Annotated in this window: 17 protein-coding genes and 3 pseudogenes; 17 read left to right on the forward strand and 3 right to left on the reverse strand. The window is 38.2% G+C overall.

The window, feature by feature from the left end; genetic code table 11:
- The first annotated feature begins 161 nt into the window (after nt 1-161).
- The 11 genes and pseudogenes from ACFVAD_RS10385 to ACFVAD_RS10435 all read left to right on the forward strand — a co-directional run bounded on the left by ACFVAD_RS10385 (nt 162) and on the right by ACFVAD_RS10435 (nt 11,023).
- Complete coding sequence (locus tag ACFVAD_RS10385; RefSeq protein WP_386639182.1) at nt 162-830, forward strand: DNA alkylation repair protein; 669 nt, start codon at nt 162-164, stop codon at nt 828-830.
- Between the two features lie 193 nt (nt 831-1,023).
- Nucleotides 1,024-1,260: a hypothetical protein gene (locus ACFVAD_RS10390; protein WP_386639185.1), complete on the forward strand. Its 237-nt coding sequence runs from the start codon at nt 1,024-1,026 to the stop codon at nt 1,258-1,260.
- Between the two features lie 306 nt (nt 1,261-1,566).
- A pseudogene (locus tag ACFVAD_RS10395) lies at nt 1,567-1,665 on the forward strand (NUDIX hydrolase); the annotation flags it as partial.
- A gap of 536 nt (nt 1,666-2,201) precedes the next feature.
- The gene (locus ACFVAD_RS10400) at nt 2,202-2,519 is read left to right on the forward strand and encodes a hypothetical protein (RefSeq protein WP_386639188.1); all 318 of its coding nucleotides are present in this window, start codon (nt 2,202-2,204) and stop codon (nt 2,517-2,519) included.
- 453 nt (nt 2,520-2,972) lie between these two features.
- Entirely contained in the window at nt 2,973-3,983 is a 1,011-nt protein-coding gene (locus ACFVAD_RS10405; RefSeq protein WP_386639191.1) for a DUF3231 family protein, read from the forward strand.
- Nucleotides 3,984-4,624: 641 nt separating this feature from the next.
- Nucleotides 4,625-4,758 (forward strand): annotated as a pseudogene (locus ACFVAD_RS10410) (helix-turn-helix domain-containing protein).
- Between the two features lie 41 nt (nt 4,759-4,799).
- Nucleotides 4,800-6,047 (forward strand): DUF4153 domain-containing protein, encoded by a 1,248-nt coding sequence (locus tag ACFVAD_RS10415; RefSeq protein ID WP_386639193.1) that lies wholly within the window; start codon nt 4,800-4,802, stop codon nt 6,045-6,047.
- A gap of 255 nt (nt 6,048-6,302) precedes the next feature.
- Nucleotides 6,303-7,508 (forward strand): MFS transporter, encoded by a 1,206-nt coding sequence (locus tag ACFVAD_RS10420; protein ID WP_386639195.1) that lies wholly within the window; start codon nt 6,303-6,305, stop codon nt 7,506-7,508.
- A gap of 102 nt (nt 7,509-7,610) precedes the next feature.
- Entirely contained in the window at nt 7,611-9,026 is a 1,416-nt protein-coding gene (locus ACFVAD_RS10425; RefSeq protein ID WP_386639198.1) for an NAD-dependent succinate-semialdehyde dehydrogenase, read from the forward strand.
- Between the two features lie 165 nt (nt 9,027-9,191).
- Nucleotides 9,192-9,815 carry a 5-bromo-4-chloroindolyl phosphate hydrolysis family protein gene (locus tag ACFVAD_RS10430; protein WP_386639200.1) on the forward strand — a complete coding sequence of 208 codons (624 nt, stop codon included), beginning with the start codon at nt 9,192-9,194 and terminating at the stop codon, nt 9,813-9,815.
- Between the two features lie 14 nt (nt 9,816-9,829).
- The gene (locus ACFVAD_RS10435; RefSeq protein WP_386639203.1) at nt 9,830-11,023 is read left to right on the forward strand and encodes a toxic anion resistance protein; all 1,194 of its coding nucleotides are present in this window, start codon (nt 9,830-9,832) and stop codon (nt 11,021-11,023) included.
- Between the two features lie 70 nt (nt 11,024-11,093).
- On the opposite strand, the pseudogene ACFVAD_RS10440 reads toward ACFVAD_RS10435, so the two are convergent.
- Nucleotides 11,094-11,594 (reverse strand): annotated as a pseudogene (locus ACFVAD_RS10440) (YhcN/YlaJ family sporulation lipoprotein); the annotation flags it as partial.
- A gap of 110 nt (nt 11,595-11,704) precedes the next feature.
- On the opposite strand from ACFVAD_RS10440, the gene ACFVAD_RS10445 reads away from it, so the two are divergent.
- Both ACFVAD_RS10445 and ACFVAD_RS10450 read left to right on the forward strand, forming a co-directional pair.
- Nucleotides 11,705-12,571: an alpha/beta hydrolase gene (locus ACFVAD_RS10445; protein ID WP_386639206.1), complete on the forward strand. Its 867-nt coding sequence runs from the start codon at nt 11,705-11,707 to the stop codon at nt 12,569-12,571.
- 44 nt (nt 12,572-12,615) lie between these two features.
- Entirely contained in the window at nt 12,616-12,807 is a 192-nt protein-coding gene (locus ACFVAD_RS10450; RefSeq protein WP_386639209.1) for a DUF2187 family protein, read from the forward strand.
- A 44-nt stretch (nt 12,808-12,851) separates the two neighbouring features.
- Here the strand turns inward: ACFVAD_RS10450 and ACFVAD_RS10455 are convergent, their stop codons facing one another.
- Complete coding sequence (locus tag ACFVAD_RS10455) at nt 12,852-13,439, reverse strand: cell wall hydrolase (RefSeq protein ID WP_386639211.1); 588 nt, start codon at nt 13,437-13,439, stop codon at nt 12,852-12,854.
- 236 nt (nt 13,440-13,675) lie between these two features.
- Nucleotides 13,676-14,377, reverse strand: a complete 702-nt coding sequence (locus ACFVAD_RS10460; RefSeq protein ID WP_386639214.1) for a class I SAM-dependent methyltransferase — start codon at nt 14,375-14,377, stop codon at nt 13,676-13,678.
- A gap of 116 nt (nt 14,378-14,493) precedes the next feature.
- Here ACFVAD_RS10460 and ACFVAD_RS10465 point away from each other — a divergent pair, with 116 nt between their 5' ends.
- From ACFVAD_RS10465 to ACFVAD_RS10480, 4 genes are all read left to right on the forward strand, one after another.
- Nucleotides 14,494-14,697 carry a DUF6501 family protein gene (locus tag ACFVAD_RS10465; protein ID WP_386639216.1) on the forward strand — a complete coding sequence of 68 codons (204 nt, stop codon included), beginning with the start codon at nt 14,494-14,496 and terminating at the stop codon, nt 14,695-14,697.
- Between the two features lie 630 nt (nt 14,698-15,327).
- A complete protein-coding gene (locus tag ACFVAD_RS10470; protein WP_386639218.1) occupies nt 15,328-16,419 on the forward strand; it encodes a PQQ-dependent sugar dehydrogenase in 1,092 nt (363 codons plus the stop codon).
- A gap of 43 nt (nt 16,420-16,462) precedes the next feature.
- Nucleotides 16,463-17,248, forward strand: a complete 786-nt coding sequence (locus ACFVAD_RS10475) for an STAS domain-containing protein (protein ID WP_386639220.1) — start codon at nt 16,463-16,465, stop codon at nt 17,246-17,248.
- Nucleotides 17,249-17,354: 106 nt separating this feature from the next.
- Nucleotides 17,355-18,800: a phospholipase D family protein gene (locus ACFVAD_RS10480; RefSeq protein ID WP_386639222.1), complete on the forward strand. Its 1,446-nt coding sequence runs from the start codon at nt 17,355-17,357 to the stop codon at nt 18,798-18,800.
- The last annotated feature ends 5 nt before the right edge of the window (nt 18,801-18,805 follow it).

Below are 18,805 nucleotides of genomic sequence, written 5' to 3' on the forward strand. Positions count from 1 at the left end.
AGTAGTGGGGAACTGTATCATAAATAACGGCGAAATGAATCATCCCTTTTACGTTGTTATGGTACAATTGTATGCAATAAGACTTATAACGAAATTTAGTTATTGATATATCCCGCAAATGACATATTAAGAAACAGTGCTTTAAAAAGGAGTTATGTCAAATGAATAAAAGTAAAAGCACAGAAATAAAACGATCATCAAAAGCAGAAAACATTCTACCTCAGATCAATAGTAATACTAAGCTAGGCGACTTACGAAAAATCGCGAAGGACATTAAAAAAGATCACGAACTAGCTATGGAACTTTGGTCAACCGGAGATTTTTTGCCCAGACTATTGGCAATCTTAATTATGGACAAAAAACTTCTTTCACAAGATGTACTAAATAAGCTTGATAAGGATATGCAGATTCATACATTTGATGAGCGAAATAACTTAATGGATTGGTTAATGGCTAATCAGCTCACCAAAGACAAGAAGAACATTGCATTGATGGAGTTATGGGAACATAGTCCTTCTGCTCTTCAAAGGCGAGTTTTCTGGTATTTTCAAGGGCGATTGAGATGGACTGGACAAACACCGCCTGATAACACCGCAGACTTACTTTCTGCAATTGAAGCTAATATTATGAAGGAAGAACCGGAAGTTCAATGGGCTATGAATTTCACCGCAGGCTGGATAGGCGTTTATGATGAAAAGTATCGAGCACGTTGTATTAAACTTGGTGAAAAAACGGGTCTTTACAAAGATGAAATGGTATCAAAAGGATGTACGCCCAATTATTTGCCGGAGTTCATTACGATTGAAGTTAACAAACGAATTAATAATTAGTGACCACTGAAAAATTCATAAGGATTTGATGTGAAAATAGAGGAATTCAAAGCCTCAAAATGGAAAGGATCTGAAAGTAAGCTTCCAGATCCTTTTTTGCTATTGGGAGTTTAATGGAATAAGCTTGGTGTCCGATAAATAATTTGAATATTATGTCATTTGTTTTATAGGGATAATTGATAGGAGGGATTTTATGTTCAAGAATTTTTTTGCAAGCTTATTTGTTAATTGGGAATTGGTTTATTCAACTCAAGATGTAGCTGAATACTCTTCAATAAGAGGGAAACTTGAAAATAATAACGTTAAATATAAAACTAAAACCATTAGTTATGGTGGAGGCGAAGGCGGTGGATACGGATTTTCCTCCACTTATCAATTATTTGTACCCAAAGAAGTTGTTCATAAGGCTAATAAAGCAATACATCATTAAGAATAATTAAATGATAGTAATAAATGTGAATTGGGGAGAAGCGAGAATAAAGTTAAGTAGAATATATACCATAGAGGAAGAGACTTCCCCGGAGGTTGTTAATAATGATTACTTTTTTAACACTAATCTATTATTTTCTCTCGATTGAAATTTTCAAAATTAAAAAGCAAACTAGTCTTAATTTGTTAATAAATAAAATAATAAAGATAACAAAAATATTATTATTTTTTTTTATTGTATTTATCGGATATCTAATTGCGTGGCTTACAGGAGATAAGCCATAATTTGAGAAACTCCTGAGGATTTTTTAAGCGTGAATCATTTGAAGAAGGTTATGTTAGGGGAAGTTGCCATTTGTTAGGTCATATTGTAGTTTACCATAATGAAAATCCGAAATGGGATGAAACCAGATTAGGGTTATTAGTATGATAACTTCATTGTATTATTAAAATAATAACTACTTTTAGTATCTTTAGGAATATGAGGAGATAAAATGGGGATTTCTGAAACACTCATTATTATGCTTGTATATGGCGGTCTATTTTTATATACACTGCAATCGTTTTCTTCAAATAACAAAATATTAACTAATTTAATGTCAGCGTTCCTAATTGCTTTGTATGTATTTATTTCGGCTATTATTTGGTTTACTTACAAAGGGAAAGAGTCCCATATTAACAATCATAGCGGATATGAACCGATTAGTTTTACTGGTGAGGCAATTCTTGGGGTAGTTGTGTTTAGCATCTATAGCATAATTCTGTTATTGTTAGGAACTCATTTGAGAAGAAAGTCGCATTCCGTAAATCCATGAAACTCCTTTAATTTTTATGTTTGAATGTAAACATCTTATTCAACTATAGGGAGGGATTGCTGCATAGTGTATCACTCCTTACTTAAGATATGTGATGTAAATGTTGTATTTCGAAAGGAGATTAATTGTGGTAAAAAAACTAGTGGGACTTTTTTTCTTAATAAGCACTTTTATTATGTCATTATTATTTGTTAAGAATTTCTTTTACCCAATACCGGTTGCTTCTACTCGCCCTCCTAAATCATTTATGGAAAATGCTTTTGGGATTTTTGAACCTAAAGGATCACTGATACTACTTTTCTTAGCAACGTTCTTTTTAGGTCTTGCATTGTATTTTCTATTGAATTTAAGCATAAAGAAAATCGGTGTAATTACAGGTGCTTTATGTATCTTAATAGCTATTTTTCCCTTCTTTCTTATACTTCTTCACTTTGGCGAGATTTGATTTTTTGAACTGAATATTCCAATTTAAAGTAAATTGTATCATTGTTTAACAATTAGTACCTTTGACACTGCGTATTCCGTAAAACCGGAGCGTTAGTTGAGCAGTTAATTTCGGATAAGGAGCGATGCTTAAATTAGGGGCATCGCCTTTGTTTTGTAACAGATGGACAGATTGGCAGAAAAATGAAAATATGTTTTTGATTAAGCGATATGAAAATCTTACAGGGATGTTATGTTGTGTAAAAAGCCCTGCGAAAAGGCCTGAGAATTTACCGTATGGATATTTGATGAAAGTACATAATAATTACAGTAGCCCCTCATTTCACTTTTGGTCGCCTTACCCTAAATAAACGGTTTTTCCAACAATAGTAGCTGATACAAAAATACTGTATACCTAATAAATTTTTTCAAAAGTAAAGAGTAAGAAAACGAATGAAATTTTGGAGGCTTTTGAATGCATAGTTCAAATCGAATACCAATAACCTCTTCAGAATTAGCGAACTTATGGATGACGTATCAAGACAAGACAATGATCATGAGATTTCTAGAATACTTCCTGGAACATGTTGAAAATGAGGAAATACGGACAATTCTGCAGTCTTATTATGACCGTGCTGCTGAAAGTATAGAGTTTGTGACCAAGATTTTTCAACAGGAAGGCGCGGTTATTCCGATTGGTTTTACTGAAAAAGACGTAAATAAAGGGGCTCCAAAGTTATTTGACTATATGTATGATGTGATGTATTTACACATGATGTCTAAAATAGGAACTAACCTTTACGCGCTCTATTCGACCATGTCGTACCGGGAAGATATAAGAAAATTTTTCAGACGGTTAACAGATGAAGGACAAGAGGCGTTTGATCAATCGACACATTTTCTTTTAGAAGCAGGAGTTCTTTCACGTCCCCCTTATGTTTCAATGCCAAAAGAAGTTAAGTTTGTACATAACAAAAATTATATAACTGGGTTGAATTGGTTAAGTAATGAAAGATCCTTAAATACAATTGAGATTTCTCTTATTCATCATACCATTGAGACAAACCTTACGGGTATGCAATTAATGATTGGATTTGCTCAAGTAGCACAAGATCACCAGGTACGAAAATATTTTGTTAAAGGCATGGAACTATCAAAGAAAGTCGAAACGGCATTAGGAGAATTTTTTCGGCAGGATTATATTGAACCACCGGCTACTCACGCCGGGAAAGCTACAAATTCAACTGTCGCCCCGTTCTCTGATAAATTAATGATGTACAATACCAGCTTATTAAGTACATTTGGACTTGGAAGTAATGCACTTGGCGGTGCGTTTAGTTTACGAAGTGACATACCTGCAAAAATGGCGCTCCTTGCAAAAGATATTTTTGATTTTGCAAAACAAGGTGGAAGAATTATGGTCAAAAATGGTTGGATGGAAGAACCGCCACAGGGTGAGGATCGAGCTCAATTGACTAAAAGTTAAGGTAAGAATCATAACGGGCACTTGTGAAGTGAAAATCCCAGGAAAAGCCGGAAATTACAAAAAGCATGTTGTGAGGCATAAAAAAATGTCGATGAAGGCGATGCTTACTTTCGTTGCATTAAATCAAAAGAAAATGGCAAACTGGACATGGAGAGGTCCAGCGATAGTCTAAATATAGTATTCAAGTGGTCTATCGATTCATATCAAATCGATCAAATCCAACTAAATATTAAAAAGGGGTTCGGATGGTCACATTCCGAACCCCTTTTTTTTCAATGTGAATGTAACAAACAAAAAGGTCTAATATATGTAAGGATTTCGTGGGAGAAGTATGAGAGAAGACTATGAAGTAAAAGATTGGTTCAGATATATTATAAAGTTTTTTTTGTTTTCCTTTCTATTATACGGGAACGGAGGATGTAGAAGATTTAGACATGGTTATTAATTTTTATAAATTACAATAAAACTGTTATAAAAATTAATAAATATTTATTGTAAATCAATAAATAATATATTAAAATCAAAATCAGAATTAATAAATGAGGTGCTTTTATGTAAAATGTTACAATATTGTTTTTAAAAATAGCTGCTATTTTTATAGGAGTCCCAGTCTTGCTCTTTGCATCTTTTTGGTGCCTGAGATGACGAACCTTTCTTTATTGAAAAATGGAAAGGGCGAAAGCGATTCGATTATCCATCTTAGAGAGCAATTTGTAAGGCTTTAGAGTGTTACCCTGGGGATATTTTAGAATACAAAAGTGACGAAGACAGTTAACCATTGTGGAGGATTTAACAATTATTAGGGGAGGTATAACGATGGAAATTAACAATTCGATTATTGAAAATATTCATAATCCTCATGAACTGGAGAGAATATATAGAAAAGACCCAAAAGCCTTTAAAAATTCATTCTTACAGGCATGGGAACAAAATCCTGATTCTCAGGTCCTTAACGTTTGGTTTGAAAGATTGCATTTCAAGGAGGCTGCAAATACAGAAAAATCTTCCAAGCTCCAAAAAGATTTCATATTCATGGGCATTTTAGCCATTATGGCAGGGATATTTACCAGGATCATTTTCCATTTTGTCGAACAGGAAGTGATTGCTCCGATTAACCTGGCCTTTGGTATAATTCCTTTTATTGCTACCTATTTTGTTTACAAAAATACTCCGAAGAAAAGTATTATATACTCCCTTGTAGCGTTGTTCCTAATTTCTGGGGTTTATCTTAATATGCTGCCTTTAAATGATAAAGACAGTATTATCCTTACTTATTTACACATTCCCATATTCTTATGGATATTGTTAGGGCTTGCATTTACTGGAAATGAGTATTCAAAAGGTAGTACTAGATTAGCCTATATCAAATATAATTTGGAATATAGTATTCTCTACGCCAGCATGGCTGTGAGTGGAATGATACTGGCAGCATTAACCATGCAGTTATTCAGCTTTATCGGCTTGGATATAGAGGACTTTTATTTTAGTAATGTCGTTTTATTTGGTGCTTCCGCTCTCGCTATTGTGGCTGCATACCTGGTATCAATGAATCATAAACTTGCTAAGAATATTACACCCTATATAGCTAAAATTTTTAGCCCTCTTGTCCTGGTCACATTGTTGGTCTATCTTATTGCGGTTATATGGCTCGGAAAAAATCCATTCTTGGACCGTAATTTCCTGATAGCCTTTAACGGAATACTCCTTGGTGTATTGGTCGTTACCATATTTTCCATTACCGAAAGCGATTCAGACGAGAAAAAAAACATCTCGGACTATATAAATTTTGCCCTAATTGTTCTTGCCCTTATCATTGACAGTGTGGCATTGTCAGCCATAGTGTTCAGACTTTCTTCTTATGGGATTACGCCGAACAGACTTGCTGTTTTAGGTGTAAACATACTTATCTGGGCAAATCTAATTTTGATTATGTTCTCCTATTTCCGTTTTCTACAAAACAAATCAGGACCTTCAACTATCCAAGATTCCGTTACTAAGTATTTGCCGGTCTACGGACTTTGGGCAGCTTTCGTTATATTTACTTTTCCTTTAATTTTTAATTAGAAAGGCTCTGCTATGTAACGATAAGCAAATCTTCTACATTTCTAAAATAAAAGAGGATATTCAGGGTTCGAGTTACAAACAATTACCTTCGCTTGTTAAACGGGATCAAGCCTCATGGGAGCTTCCGTTCTGCGCCTAGTGAGTAAATCAACCGCGGTGTTTAACAGAGCCTGTTTTTTTAAAAACTTCGTGTGGCGAAAAGAATTTAACCATGTTATGATTTTACTATTACTATAGGAAATAGGGGAACACAACATGTGGAAAAATAGAAATGTATGGATTATTCTAATGGGAGAATTTATCGCAGGTATCGGACTTTGGACAGGAATCATCGGAAATCTTGAGTTTATGCAAGCTCACGTGCCATCAGACTTCGCAAAGTCCCTGATTCTTTTTATTGGTCTACTCGCAGGTGTTCTGGTAGGACCATTGGCAGGAAAAATAATTGATTCCTACAGCAAGAAAAAAGTGATGATCTATTCGGGCTTCGGACGCATGCTTAGTGTGTGTTTCATGTTTCTGGCAATTGAATATCAATCCATCCTTTTTATGATACTATTCATGATTGCAATACAGCTTTCTGCGGCATTCTATTTTCCGGCACTGCAGTCGTCCATTCCGCTAATCGTTACGGAAAAGGAACTACTGCAAATGAATGGGGTCCATATGAATGTTTCCACCGTATCAAGAATTGCAGGAACCGCTTTGGCAGGCGCGATGCTTGTCATTATGAGTCTATCCTCTTTGTATCTGGCTTCCATGGTGGCATACGGAATCCTTTTCATGTCAACATTTCTTCTCAATTTTGAGGATATTACAGCAGAAGAGCGGAAAAAGGATGGAAAGGGATCTGGCAGTTTCAAGGAAATTATGCCGGTGCTCAAGGAAACTCCAATTGCCCTTACTGTCTTGATATTGACGATTGTTCCATTTCTGTTTATCGGCGGATTTAATCTGGTAGTTATCAATATAAGTGAAATACAGGACGATCAGACCATCAAGAGTCTTATATACACAATAGAAGGTGTCTGTTTTATGATCGGTGCATTTGCAGTGAAAAAGCTATCAAATGATAATAACATGGTACAGCTGATGTTTATTTTCGTTACACTGATCGCTTTGGCTCATTTAACTCTGTTTTTTGCGGATATCAAAATCATTACACTCATTTCTTTTGGCATATTCGGTTTGGCTGTGGGCTGCTTTTTTCCAATTGCGGCTACTATCTTCCAAACAAAAATACCAAAAGAGTTTCACGGGCGCTTCTTTTCCTTCCGAAATATGCTCGATCGGGTTATGTTCCAGGTAGTTCTTCTCGGTACAGGATTATTCCTTGATACAATCGGATTGCAGATAATGGCTCTTGTATTTGGATTCCTATCGTTGACGCTTATAACCATGTATGGGTTAAAGCTATTCAGGCAGCCGATGAAAATTGCACATCAGAAAACACCTTTATGACATAAGGGTGTTTTTTTCTTGTTTCTAGAGGGAATGAGAGAAAGATAGTGAATATATTAGGTATGATTACCAGAAGGTTTAAATTTTGAAGGAGGTAACACGATGGAGAAGTATTCTATGTACATAAATGGAGAATGGGTACAGTCTGATAATGAGATTGAGGTAACCAATCCAGCTACCGATGAAGTGATTGGCACGGTTCCCAGTATAAGCGAAGAGCAGCTGGAGCAGGCTATCGACAACGCGTCTGTTGCGTTCCAATCCTGGAGAAAAAAAACCGCATACGAACGTGCAGAGCTCATGGGGAAGTGGTATCAATTATTGGATGAAAACAAAAAGAGTATCGCTGAAACCCTAACGAAGGAGCAGGGCAAGCCATTCAAGGAAGCTCTTGGAGAAGTAATGTATGCAAATAACTTTGTAGATTGGTATAAAGAGGAAGCAAAGAGAATCTACGGGGAAACCATGCCTTCTACACAGGAAAATAAACGGATCCTGATTCAAAAGCAGCCGGTAGGAGTGGTTGCGGCCATCACACCATGGAATTTTCCTGCAGCCATGATTACACGTAAAGTCGCACCTGCCCTTGCAGCAGGGTGTACTGTAATTGTCAAACCGGCCAGCCAGACACCGTTAACCGCATTGCTTCTTGCCAAGTATGCACATGAAGCAGGGATCCCTAAGGGTGTGATACAGGTGGTCACGGGTAAATCCAGTCTCATTGGAGAAACGTTGATGAAAAGCAATAAAGTGAAAAAGCTTACGTTTACCGGATCGACGGAAGTAGGGAAAACACTGATGAAAATGGCATCCGATACAGTAAAGAAGCTTTCTCTGGAGCTGGGAGGACATGCACCGTTTATCGTATTCGAAGACGCCGACCTTGAAAAGGCGGCAAAGGGGCTCATCCAATCAAAATACCGCAATGCAGGTCAGACTTGCATTTGTGCGAACAGAATATATGTTCACGAAGAAGTGGCGGATTCATTCACCTCCATATTTGTTGAGGAAGTTTCTAAGTTGAAGGTTGGAGATGGCCTGGAAAGAGGCATCGATATCGGGCCTTTGATTGACCGGGATGCCCTGGAAAAGGTCCAGGAGCATATCGAGGATGCCAAAAGAAAAGGTGCGAAAGTGTCCTTTGGTGGCGAGGTGATGGAGAAAACATTTATGGAGCCGACCGTAGTGACAAACGTGAAGGATGATATGATTTGTATGCAGGAGGAAACGTTTGGTCCGTTGGCGCCAATCAGTACTTTTAAAGAAGAAACGGAAGTGCTGGAAAGAGCAAATACTTCCCCGTATGGTCTGGCTGCCTATGTCTATACGGAGAATCTGGGCAGAATGTATCGGGTTACTGAAGCATTGGAATATGGAATCATCGGTGTTAATGATGGGGCTCCATCAACAGCACAGGCACCATTCGGTGGGCTGAAGGAAAGCGGTATCGGTCGTGAAGGCGGGCACCATGGATTGGAAGAGTATCTCGAAGTAAAATATGTATCTATCGGAATTTGATAAACAATTTTTATTCAGCCTAACTCGACATGAAGAGGGTTAGGCTTTTTTTTATATGCAAAAATCATATATAATGAAGTTAAGCTAAATGAAACTTTTTCTCTAGCTATTCGTATATGAAGTATATGAATGATATGCCTAAAGGAAAGGGCGAGGAGTGAGAGGATGAAACGATTTTTAAAGCAAGCATTTATTTTTGTTGCTTCTTCCAATATAGCGATCATATCCTTTGTGATCGTATTTTTCTCAACTGGGAATCAAATCCAATTGGGTGTGCTCGGTGCTTTTGCCGGGTTTCTGCTTAGCTACTGGCTTCTGAAGCGCAAATTATTGCCTCAGGATGAATTGGATAAAGTGGAACGGAAAGAGAAAAAATATGTTCTTGCACAAGTCAAGGATGCGAAAACGAAGCTGCAAAAATTGAATAGTAACAGATTTAAAGTTAGAAGCATCTTTGTCTATCAAAATATAACGAAGCTCTATAAAATATCCCATAAAATCATTAAGATGGTGGAAAAAGAACCAATCCGTTATCGAAGTGCCCAGACTTTTTTTCATCAGCATTTGGATTCATCTGCAATCATTGCCGAAAAGTATGTACAATTACTTTCTCAACCTGTAAGAACACATGAAGTATCTGCAGCATTAAGAGAGACGGAGAATGCACTTAAACAGATGGAGCGTAACATGGAAAAGGAATTGATGGTGGTTCTTGCTGGTGATATGAACAACCTGAACACGGAAATTAAACTGATGAATCAGCAATCTCTTACAATAGACAAGAAGTAATATGAGGTGAAAAGATGAATAATAAAGAGAAATTGGATGAAAAAATCAAAAACGATACATTAAATGACCTGCTTAGCAACCCTTTTTCCAATCCTGATATGGAAAATGAATTGGCAACTCAGACCGAGCAGCAGGCAGAACCGAAAAGGGAAAAAGTGATGGATAGCCTTTCAGAGGACCTGAAGCTCAGAGCGATGGAAATTGCCAAGCAAATAGACCCGAATGATCAGCAAGCCATTTCATCCTATGGTATTACAGCCCAGAACGAGCTATCGACCTTTTCGAATTCCATCCTATCCCATGTACAGGCGAAGGATGCTGGACCTGTCGGCGAAGTGGTTTCAGACTTGATGCGAAAAATCAAAGAAGTGAAGCCAGGGGAACTAGAACCGCAAAAGAAAGGTTTTTTTGGCAGAATTTTCGGTAGTGTCAATAATTCTGTGAATCAGCTTTTTGCTAAATACCGAAAAATTGGGTTTGAAATCGACAAAATTGCCGATCAGTTGGAAAGCTTTAAAAAAGTGTTGCAACGCGATAATATTATGCTCGAGTCTTTGTATGATAAAAACAAAGATTACTTTCAGGCATTGAATGTATATATTGCAGCAGCAGAGCACAAGCTCGAGGATATTCAGGCGAATCTTATACCTGAGATGGAAAGAAAAGCACGTTCAACCAATGATCAGATGGATGTGCAGGCAGTAAGTGATATGATGCAATTTGCGGACCGCCTCCAAAAACGTACACATGATCTGAAAATAAGCAGACAGATCACGTTGCAGATGGCTCCGCAAATAAGGATGATCCAGCATACGAATCAGACATTGGTGGAGAGGATCCAATCATCGATCCTGACAGCCATTCCGTTATGGAAAAATCAACTGGTAATCGCCGTATCCCTCTATAACCAGCAAAAAGCCGTGGATACGCAGAGAAATGTATCTGAAACAACCAATGAACTGCTGCTCAGGAATTCCGAAATGTTGAAGCAGAATACCATTTCAGCTGCAAAAGAAAACGAGCGAGGACTTGTTGATATCGAAACTTTGAAGAAAACACAGGAAAACCTTATTGAAACATTGGAAGAAACACTCCAGATTCAGCAGGAAGGCCGACAAAAACGCCAGCAGGTGGAGATGGAGCTTGTACAAATGGAAAACGAATTAAAAGACAAACTGTTAAATATACGTGCAAAAGCGCAAAAATAGAGAGAGGACCTTCCCTCTCTCTTATTTTTGTGAGGTTATCTGTTTGTAGGGAATACACGTTGACAGTTTCCGTAAATTCATCAAGCATTCCTCTTATTGGTCTACCTGAACGTAAGTCGTTTGCATAACCATCCATACGATCTATAAAATCAGGATTAACGGAGACGAATACATCGTCTATATCCGGGTCTGCCTTACGAACTTGATCAGCGATTTTGCGTTCTACATCTTGCGATAGCTCATCTTCTCCATTTTCAAGTACAGCTGCTACATATGCATTATCATCAGTCACAATGACATTGCAGGTTTCCACTTCTTTCAAGTCAGTTACCATATCTGCAGCACGGTCGGCGATTGCCATTCTTGGTTCGTTCCCTTCATTAACCCTTCTTGGGTTAATGTTGTTACGAACATTTTCTGGCCGGTTAAATCGATCCTGGTCATAATTTACATTCAGCGAATCGTTCGGTGCGTTTCTTTTTTCAGCACCATAATCATTTACATTCCCACAACCGCTGGCCAAGATAGTGAATACAAGTCCTGTAACAACAAAGCCTTTTATGTTCACCATTTTCACCTCTTTCCATTTCTGATTACAGTTAGAATTCTTCAAATGAAGGAACTTTATACAATCTTTAGGTTAAACTATTGATGATAATAAATTTGATAAGGAATGACAGTATGTCTGTATTTGAGAAAGAGACCTATTTAAAACAATATGCTCTATCCGATTTATCTTCATTGCACCATTCAGAATTCATTTCTTCAGATTATGGAGAGATATTTAAGCAATCATTTATCCCGAGTGAATCCAAAGGAACCATATTTTTAGTTCATGGTTATTTGGATCATTCGGGTTCTCTTTCGCGTCTCATTCGCTTTCTCGTCTCAAATTCCTTTTCTGTAATTACCTTCGATTTGCCCGGACATGGAAATTCCTATGGGCCTAGAGGTGATATCGGCGGTTTTGATGAATATGTACATGCGTTGAAATGTGTGATATCTGCATCAACTCAACATTTGGATAACAGCAGATATCATATTATTGGTCATAGTACAGGCTGCTCGATCATTACGGAATATATCACTCATCATCCTTCTCTTTTTGAGAAGATTATCCTGGTTGCACCACTGATCAAGCCTTATCTATGGTCATTTTCAAGGATAGGGGTTAAACTGTTAAAGAATAGAAAAAAATCCATCAAAAGAAAATACAGAAAAAATGCTTCAAATAAAAATTATCTGGAATTTGTAAAGAATGACCCATTGCAATTTGACACATTACCGACCAATTGGATTGTTTCCCTATCAAAATGGCACGAGGCAGTCTTTCAATATCCGATTCAGAATAAGAGATTGCACCTGATACAGGGTAATAAGGATACTACGGTTGATTGGCGGTTTAATATTTCATTTTTACTCGATCTTTTTCCTGATAGTAAAGCAATATTGATTGATGGAGGGAATCATCAGCTATTCAATGAAGCGGAGGAAATTCGCTTCATTTGTTATAATTGTTTAAAAAGTATTTTGCTTTCCAAGATTTAAGGGTAATAATAGGGAAGTACAAAAAAACAAAGGTGGAATGTAAAATGGAAGAGACAAAAGCTAGTGGGATCCAAATTGGGGATACCATCCTGATAAAAAATGGCACAAATAAAGGAAGCAAAGGAAAGGTCATCGTTATAAGAGACAGTTCCGTGATAGTGGAACTTGGGAAGAATCCAAGCACAGGCGAACCGATCAGGACTGTCATTAACCATAAAAATTATAAAACAGTATAAAGAAAGAAGGTACGAAATCCGTACCTTCTTTTTTGTATTCTATACTATTGTGCAAAAACGTGGTTTCCTATTGTTTTTGTTACTGTTCTAGTACGAATCCATTCGTCACTTGTTTTATCAGGATTGAAGAAGTACAACGAGTTGTTTCCATCACCACGGAAAGCAATCGCTTCTTCTACAGCCTTGATCGCTTCTTCATCAGCTTTTTTGTTGATTTCACCATTTTTCACTGGAGAGAACTGATAAACTCCACCAGGAGATGTTTCAGTTACCACTTCTTTGATAGTATCCGGAAAAATATCACTATCTACACGGTTTAGAACCACTGTTGCCACAGCTACTTTCCCTTCGTAAGGTTCACCCTTGGACTCAGCATGAACAAGACGTGCCAATAGATCTTTTTCTTCTTCAGATACTGCAGTTGGCATCTTTAACGCTTCACCAGGGAAGATTAAATGATTACCTTTATTATTGATGGCTTGTACCTCTTTAACGGATACACCATACGTTTTACCAATATTCCAAAGGCTGTCACCTGATTGAACTTTATATGTTTCTTCAGCCTGCGCACTGAATCCTGTGCCAAAAAAAAGTGCTGTTGCTAAAGTTGAAATTACTATAAGTTTTTTCATAAAATGAATTCCTCCTTGTGTTGTTTATAAGCAACTCTCGGACACTCTAATGTAAATGGTAACAAGTCCAAGGAATCATTTCACTGTATAAATGTTGCCAACAGAACATAATTATTGTAGAAATTGGCTTTATATCACAATAATATGGAAAACTATAGGTGAAAGATATGAAAAAATATCTATTCATACATAAATATAGAAAAACAGCTAATGCCATCTATGACATTAGCCCATGTTTATTTACTGCAGTTGATTATACATAGTTCAATATGAGGACGGGATAACAATGTGATCTCCTCATGGTCCTGCATAACCTGAAAGTATGCTGCATCAATATCTGGAGAGGGGTTGATATCGGGTTCGCTTGCTTCTAATTCTTCTAAGGAATAAGGCATAAGGGAGATAATTCGCAGACCGCTCTCCTGTAGAACAGTTTTCCATCCCTCTAATGAGTAAATACTTGATAAACCATAGAATGCTTTCATTCTTTCTTCGATGGCTTTCGGGAGAGAGCTCTTTTTTACCATTTCAAGACCCAAAAAAGTACCACCGGAATTTAATATGCGATGTATTTCTTTTAATGAAGAAGAAGTTTCTGTAAAAGACAGTACAGATTCTGCAAGTATATAATCGAAAGTATTTGAAGTGAAATCAGTCTTTTCAATACTCCCCTGGATTGCCTGACATGTCAGTCCCATCTCGGTAAACCTTGTGTTTGCCTTTTCCACCATCAATGGATGAGCATCCATCGTGGTGAGTAATGCTCCTCTTTCATACAGATAGGCGCTTGTTTGCCCAGTTCCACATCCAACTTCCAAGAATTTTTTATCATTGATATCTAATTTGGCCATGAGCTCCTTTGTAAGCTCAAGCCCTCCAGGATGGGCACCACCAATTCCGAATAATGCAAGCAGGTCTGTATAGCAGGATTTCTTCATGTTAATCACCTCCTTTATTCATATGAGTGGAGGGGATGGAACGTTCAAAAAGGACCTGGCATTTATGCATAAGTTAAGATATGATTATGGAGAAATAGAAGCAGGAGGTGCATAGAATGATACATGCAACATGGAAAGATCGTGCCACCGTAAAAATGGTCAAGTGCGTACATACGAATGCAGAAAAATATGTGGTGAACAATATGCTGACAGCTGGGAAGACATATGAAGTGAAAAATGAAACAGAGGAATTCTACTTTGTCGTGGATAACAGCGGCCATATCGGAGGCTATTACAAGGATTATTTCGAAACAATCTAAATTGAAATGCAAAAAGCATGACATTCATCAGTCGTGCTTTTTTATTTTGGCTGTTTTCGCATGCATTGTTTCTATTTAGATAAAATGTACACATCAAATATAGCCCGTTAATTTCCGCTCCGGACACTTGCTTTCCGCGGGGACGGATGGGAGCCTCCTCGGCCTTCGCCTGTGGGGTCTCCCATGCCCTCTACTCTCCCGCAGGAGTCAAGTGTCCTCCGCTACAATCAACTCACGGGTTAAACATTATTTGCTATTAGAAAGAGTCTTAAAACAAATTAAGTTCGCTATTGAAATGAAAAATTGAGATAAAATGCGATTTTTGTACCTTTAGTAAGGTGAATTTTTTACTATGTGTCACCCCTGTTGGTTGGAGTGCAAGGCGTGAGACTCCTGCGGGAGCAGCGTGTCAAGGGAGACCCCGCAGGCGCAAAGCGCCGAGGAGGCTCCCGTGGCCGCCCGCGGAAAGCGAACGCCTGGAACGGAGAACAACAGGGTGTTTAATGTTGACATCTTATCTTTAGCCCAGCCCAATTCTTAAAGCAACAATCTTTATGAAAAGAGCCTTTATTTTTCACAAAAAGGGTTAGAATGAAGTAAATAGGGTATAAAAAATGGAGGAGTGAGCTCATGAGGAAAAGGATGATATTTTGCTTTGCTCTAATTCTTATCTTTGCTAACGGATGCATGGCTAAACAGGAACGAGATAGCTATACAAATACACCTCCCCCTAAGGAAGTTACTAATTCCTTGGATGCATCTGTTGAAACGGTTGCAGAAAACCTGGATGTGCCTTGGGCAATTACCAAACACAATGATACTTTTTATATAACAGAAAGAAAGGGAACTATCGCAAGAATCTCAGGTGATAACTTTTCAAGAGAGACAGTTCAACTAAATAAAGCGGTTCTCCAGTACGGAGAAGGAGGTCTTCTTGGGTTGGCGCTGCATCCCGATTTCGAGGAAAACAAGCTTGCCTATGCTTATCATACATACGGTACACCTGAGGATGTCAAAAATCGTTTAGTACTGATAAAATACGCAAATGGCTCCTGGAAAGAAGAACGTGCACTATTGGAAGACATTCCTGGAGCAATCTATCATAATGGCGGCCGAATTGCGATTGGACCTGATAACATGCTTTACGTTACAGTTGGGGATGCTACAATACCCGAGGAAGCACAGAATCTCTCAAGCCTGTCAGGAAGCATTCTTAGAATGGGATTGGACGGATCCATTCCAGGGGATTATCCAATTCCTGATTCCTACGTCTATTCATACGGGCATCGCAACCCTCAAGGACTAGCTTGGGATAAACAGCAGGGCACATTATACGAATCTGAGCATGGACCTTCTGCCAGAGATGAAATCAACATCATCGAAGCAGGAAAAAACTATGGCTGGCCAGTCATTTCCGGAACGGAAGAAGAGGACGGAATGGAATCACCAATATTTCAGTCAGGGACCAATACATGGGCCCCTTCAGGCATGGTCTATTATGATGGCTCGCTATTCGTTGCAAGCCTAAGGGGAGAAATGATCCGCCAATTTGAACTGGAGAGTAAAAAGGAATATACACTTGTTGAGAATTTCGGTAGAATTAGGGATGTTCTATTGGATGGAGAAACTTTATATGCAGTAACTAACAATACTGATGGTAGAGGAAATCCGATTCCGAACGATGATCGACTTATAAAAATACCGCTGAAAAGAGAAAACTGATACCCCATAGAATTTTCATAATAGGATAGTGGAGAGGGAAATTATGATGCCAAATAAGATAGATATGTTTAAAGACTTGAATGTATTAAGGTTATTGGACAGTATAGGGGAAAGTCTTATTTTTGTAGATAAAAACCAATATATACGATGGATGAATGGATCTGCAAAAGAGCTATTAGCCAAGATCGGGCCATATGTAAAGATACATGACCCCGAAGATTTTATAGGAGAAAATCTCTCCACGTTTCACGGACCGAGGCAGAATGGAATATTGTCAGGTGATACGTTCCCCCATACAGCGCATATAAAACTGTTCAACCGTTTTTCTGCAAAGATTGTAGTGGATCGAATATTTAGCGAGACGGGAGAGTTCACCGGGTATATATTAACTTGGAAGGACGTTTCGGATTATCAGCAGGAACTCGAAGTCCAGCAGAATATGTTGAAAAGCCTCTATACGCCTATTATTGGTACTGCCATTGATGCAGTATTACTCGTTGCGTTGACCGGTTTATTGACCGAGGAAAGAATGCAATACACGAAGGATGCCATCCTGATTGCATGTGCGGATAAAAAGGCGGAATACGTCATCTTCGATTTTACAGGGATTGTTGATGATATTGACGAAGTGGTGGTATTTCACCTGGATCAAATAGCTGAAGCGTTAAGAATAATGGGCTCTGAGGCAATATTTGTCGGACTTAACGCACAATTTGTCCAGCAGATGATCAGGAAAGGGTTGAAGGTGCGGGTAAAAACCTGTCAGTCCTTCAAGCAGGGTATCCAATATGTATGGGCAAAAATGGGATACAAACTCGTTAAAATTTAATCACTGTTTACAGGAATAGGCTTGTATAAAAATCAGCCTATTTTTTATGTTTTGATAAGGAAAATTGAGGAAATATAGTATATACATGAATGTAGGGGGAAGCTTTGTGATCAGGTTTATAAAAAAATATAAAATTTCGTTTATCATTGGATTGATTGTTCTTACAGTAATTGGTACCAGTATCTATCATAGTTACAAGCCACTGCCGGAAAACGTTTCTTTTGAAGGGGAAGAGCATTATGTCGATGATGTGGAATTTCTTTATGACCTGACATTTCAACAAGGGGAAAAGACTGTCACCGAGCATCACATTTTTGATAGAATCTTTGAAGTAATTGAAGAGGCCGAACATTTCATTGTTATTGATATGTTCTTATTTAACGGGTATAACGATGGCGAAAAGGATTTTCCGCCTTTAAGCGACAATTTATTGAATGCTTTACTAGAAAAGAAGGAAAAAAATCCGGAAGTTGATATCGTCTTCATCACCGACGAAGTAAATACGACTTATGGCTCCCATGAAGCAGAAGAGCTGCAAAAGCTGAAAGACCATGGCATTAAGGTGGTCCAATCAAATGTGGAAGTTCTTCGGGATTCCAACCCGCTATATTCCGGGGTATGGAGAGTATTCTTTCAGTGGTTTGGCCAAGGCGGTACAGGCTGGGTAAAAAACCCGATGTCCAAAAATGCGCCTGAAACAACTGTACGTTCGTATTTGAAGCTTTTAAACATTAAAGCAAACCACAGGAAAGTTGTCATAACCGATAAAACGGGCATCGTTTCTTCAGCCAATCCGCATGATGCGAGTGGATTTCATTCTAACACAGCATTTGAGGTGTCCGGATCCATAATCAAAGATATGCTATTAACGGAACAAGCAGTTTTAGATTTTTCCGGTGGAGGGGAGTTGCCTTCTTATTCGGATAATGGAAATGCAGACGTAATAAAAGAGCAAGGTCCCATTCGAGTCCAGTTATTGACGGAAGGAAAAATATTAAAGCATATCAGGAAAGAAATTAAAGCTGCAAAGAGGGGAGAAGAAATCTGGGTCGGGATGTTCTACATTGCGGAGCGTAAGGTAGTGGATGAATTGATCCTAGCCTCACAAAAAGGTGTGAAGGTCCGCATGATACTTGACCCGAATCAGCATGCTTTCGGGCAACAGAAGATTGGCTTGCCAAACAGACCAGTAGCAGCAGAAATGGTGGAGGAAGGGAAAGGGAACATCGAGATCAAGTGGTATAATACTGGGGGAGAGCAGTATCACCCCAAAATGATCTATATCAAAGGAAAAGAGGATTCTTCTATTATCGGTGGGTCTGCAAATTTCACCAGAAGAAATTTATTTGACCTTAACCTCGAAACGGACATAAAAATCATGGCTCCCAACAACGAGGGAATAATCACGGAAATGGATACCTATTTCCAAAGATTGTGGAACAATGAAGATGCAGAGTACACCCTGCCATTGGAAAAATATCAAGATGAAACAACTCTTATCAAAAAAGTATTATATCGTATACAGAAACTTCTCAGGTTTACGACCTATTAAAGTGC

The organism is Sutcliffiella sp. NPDC057660, from assembly GCF_042800035.1.
Lineage (GTDB): Bacteria > Bacillota > Bacilli > Bacillales > Bacillaceae_I > Sutcliffiella_A.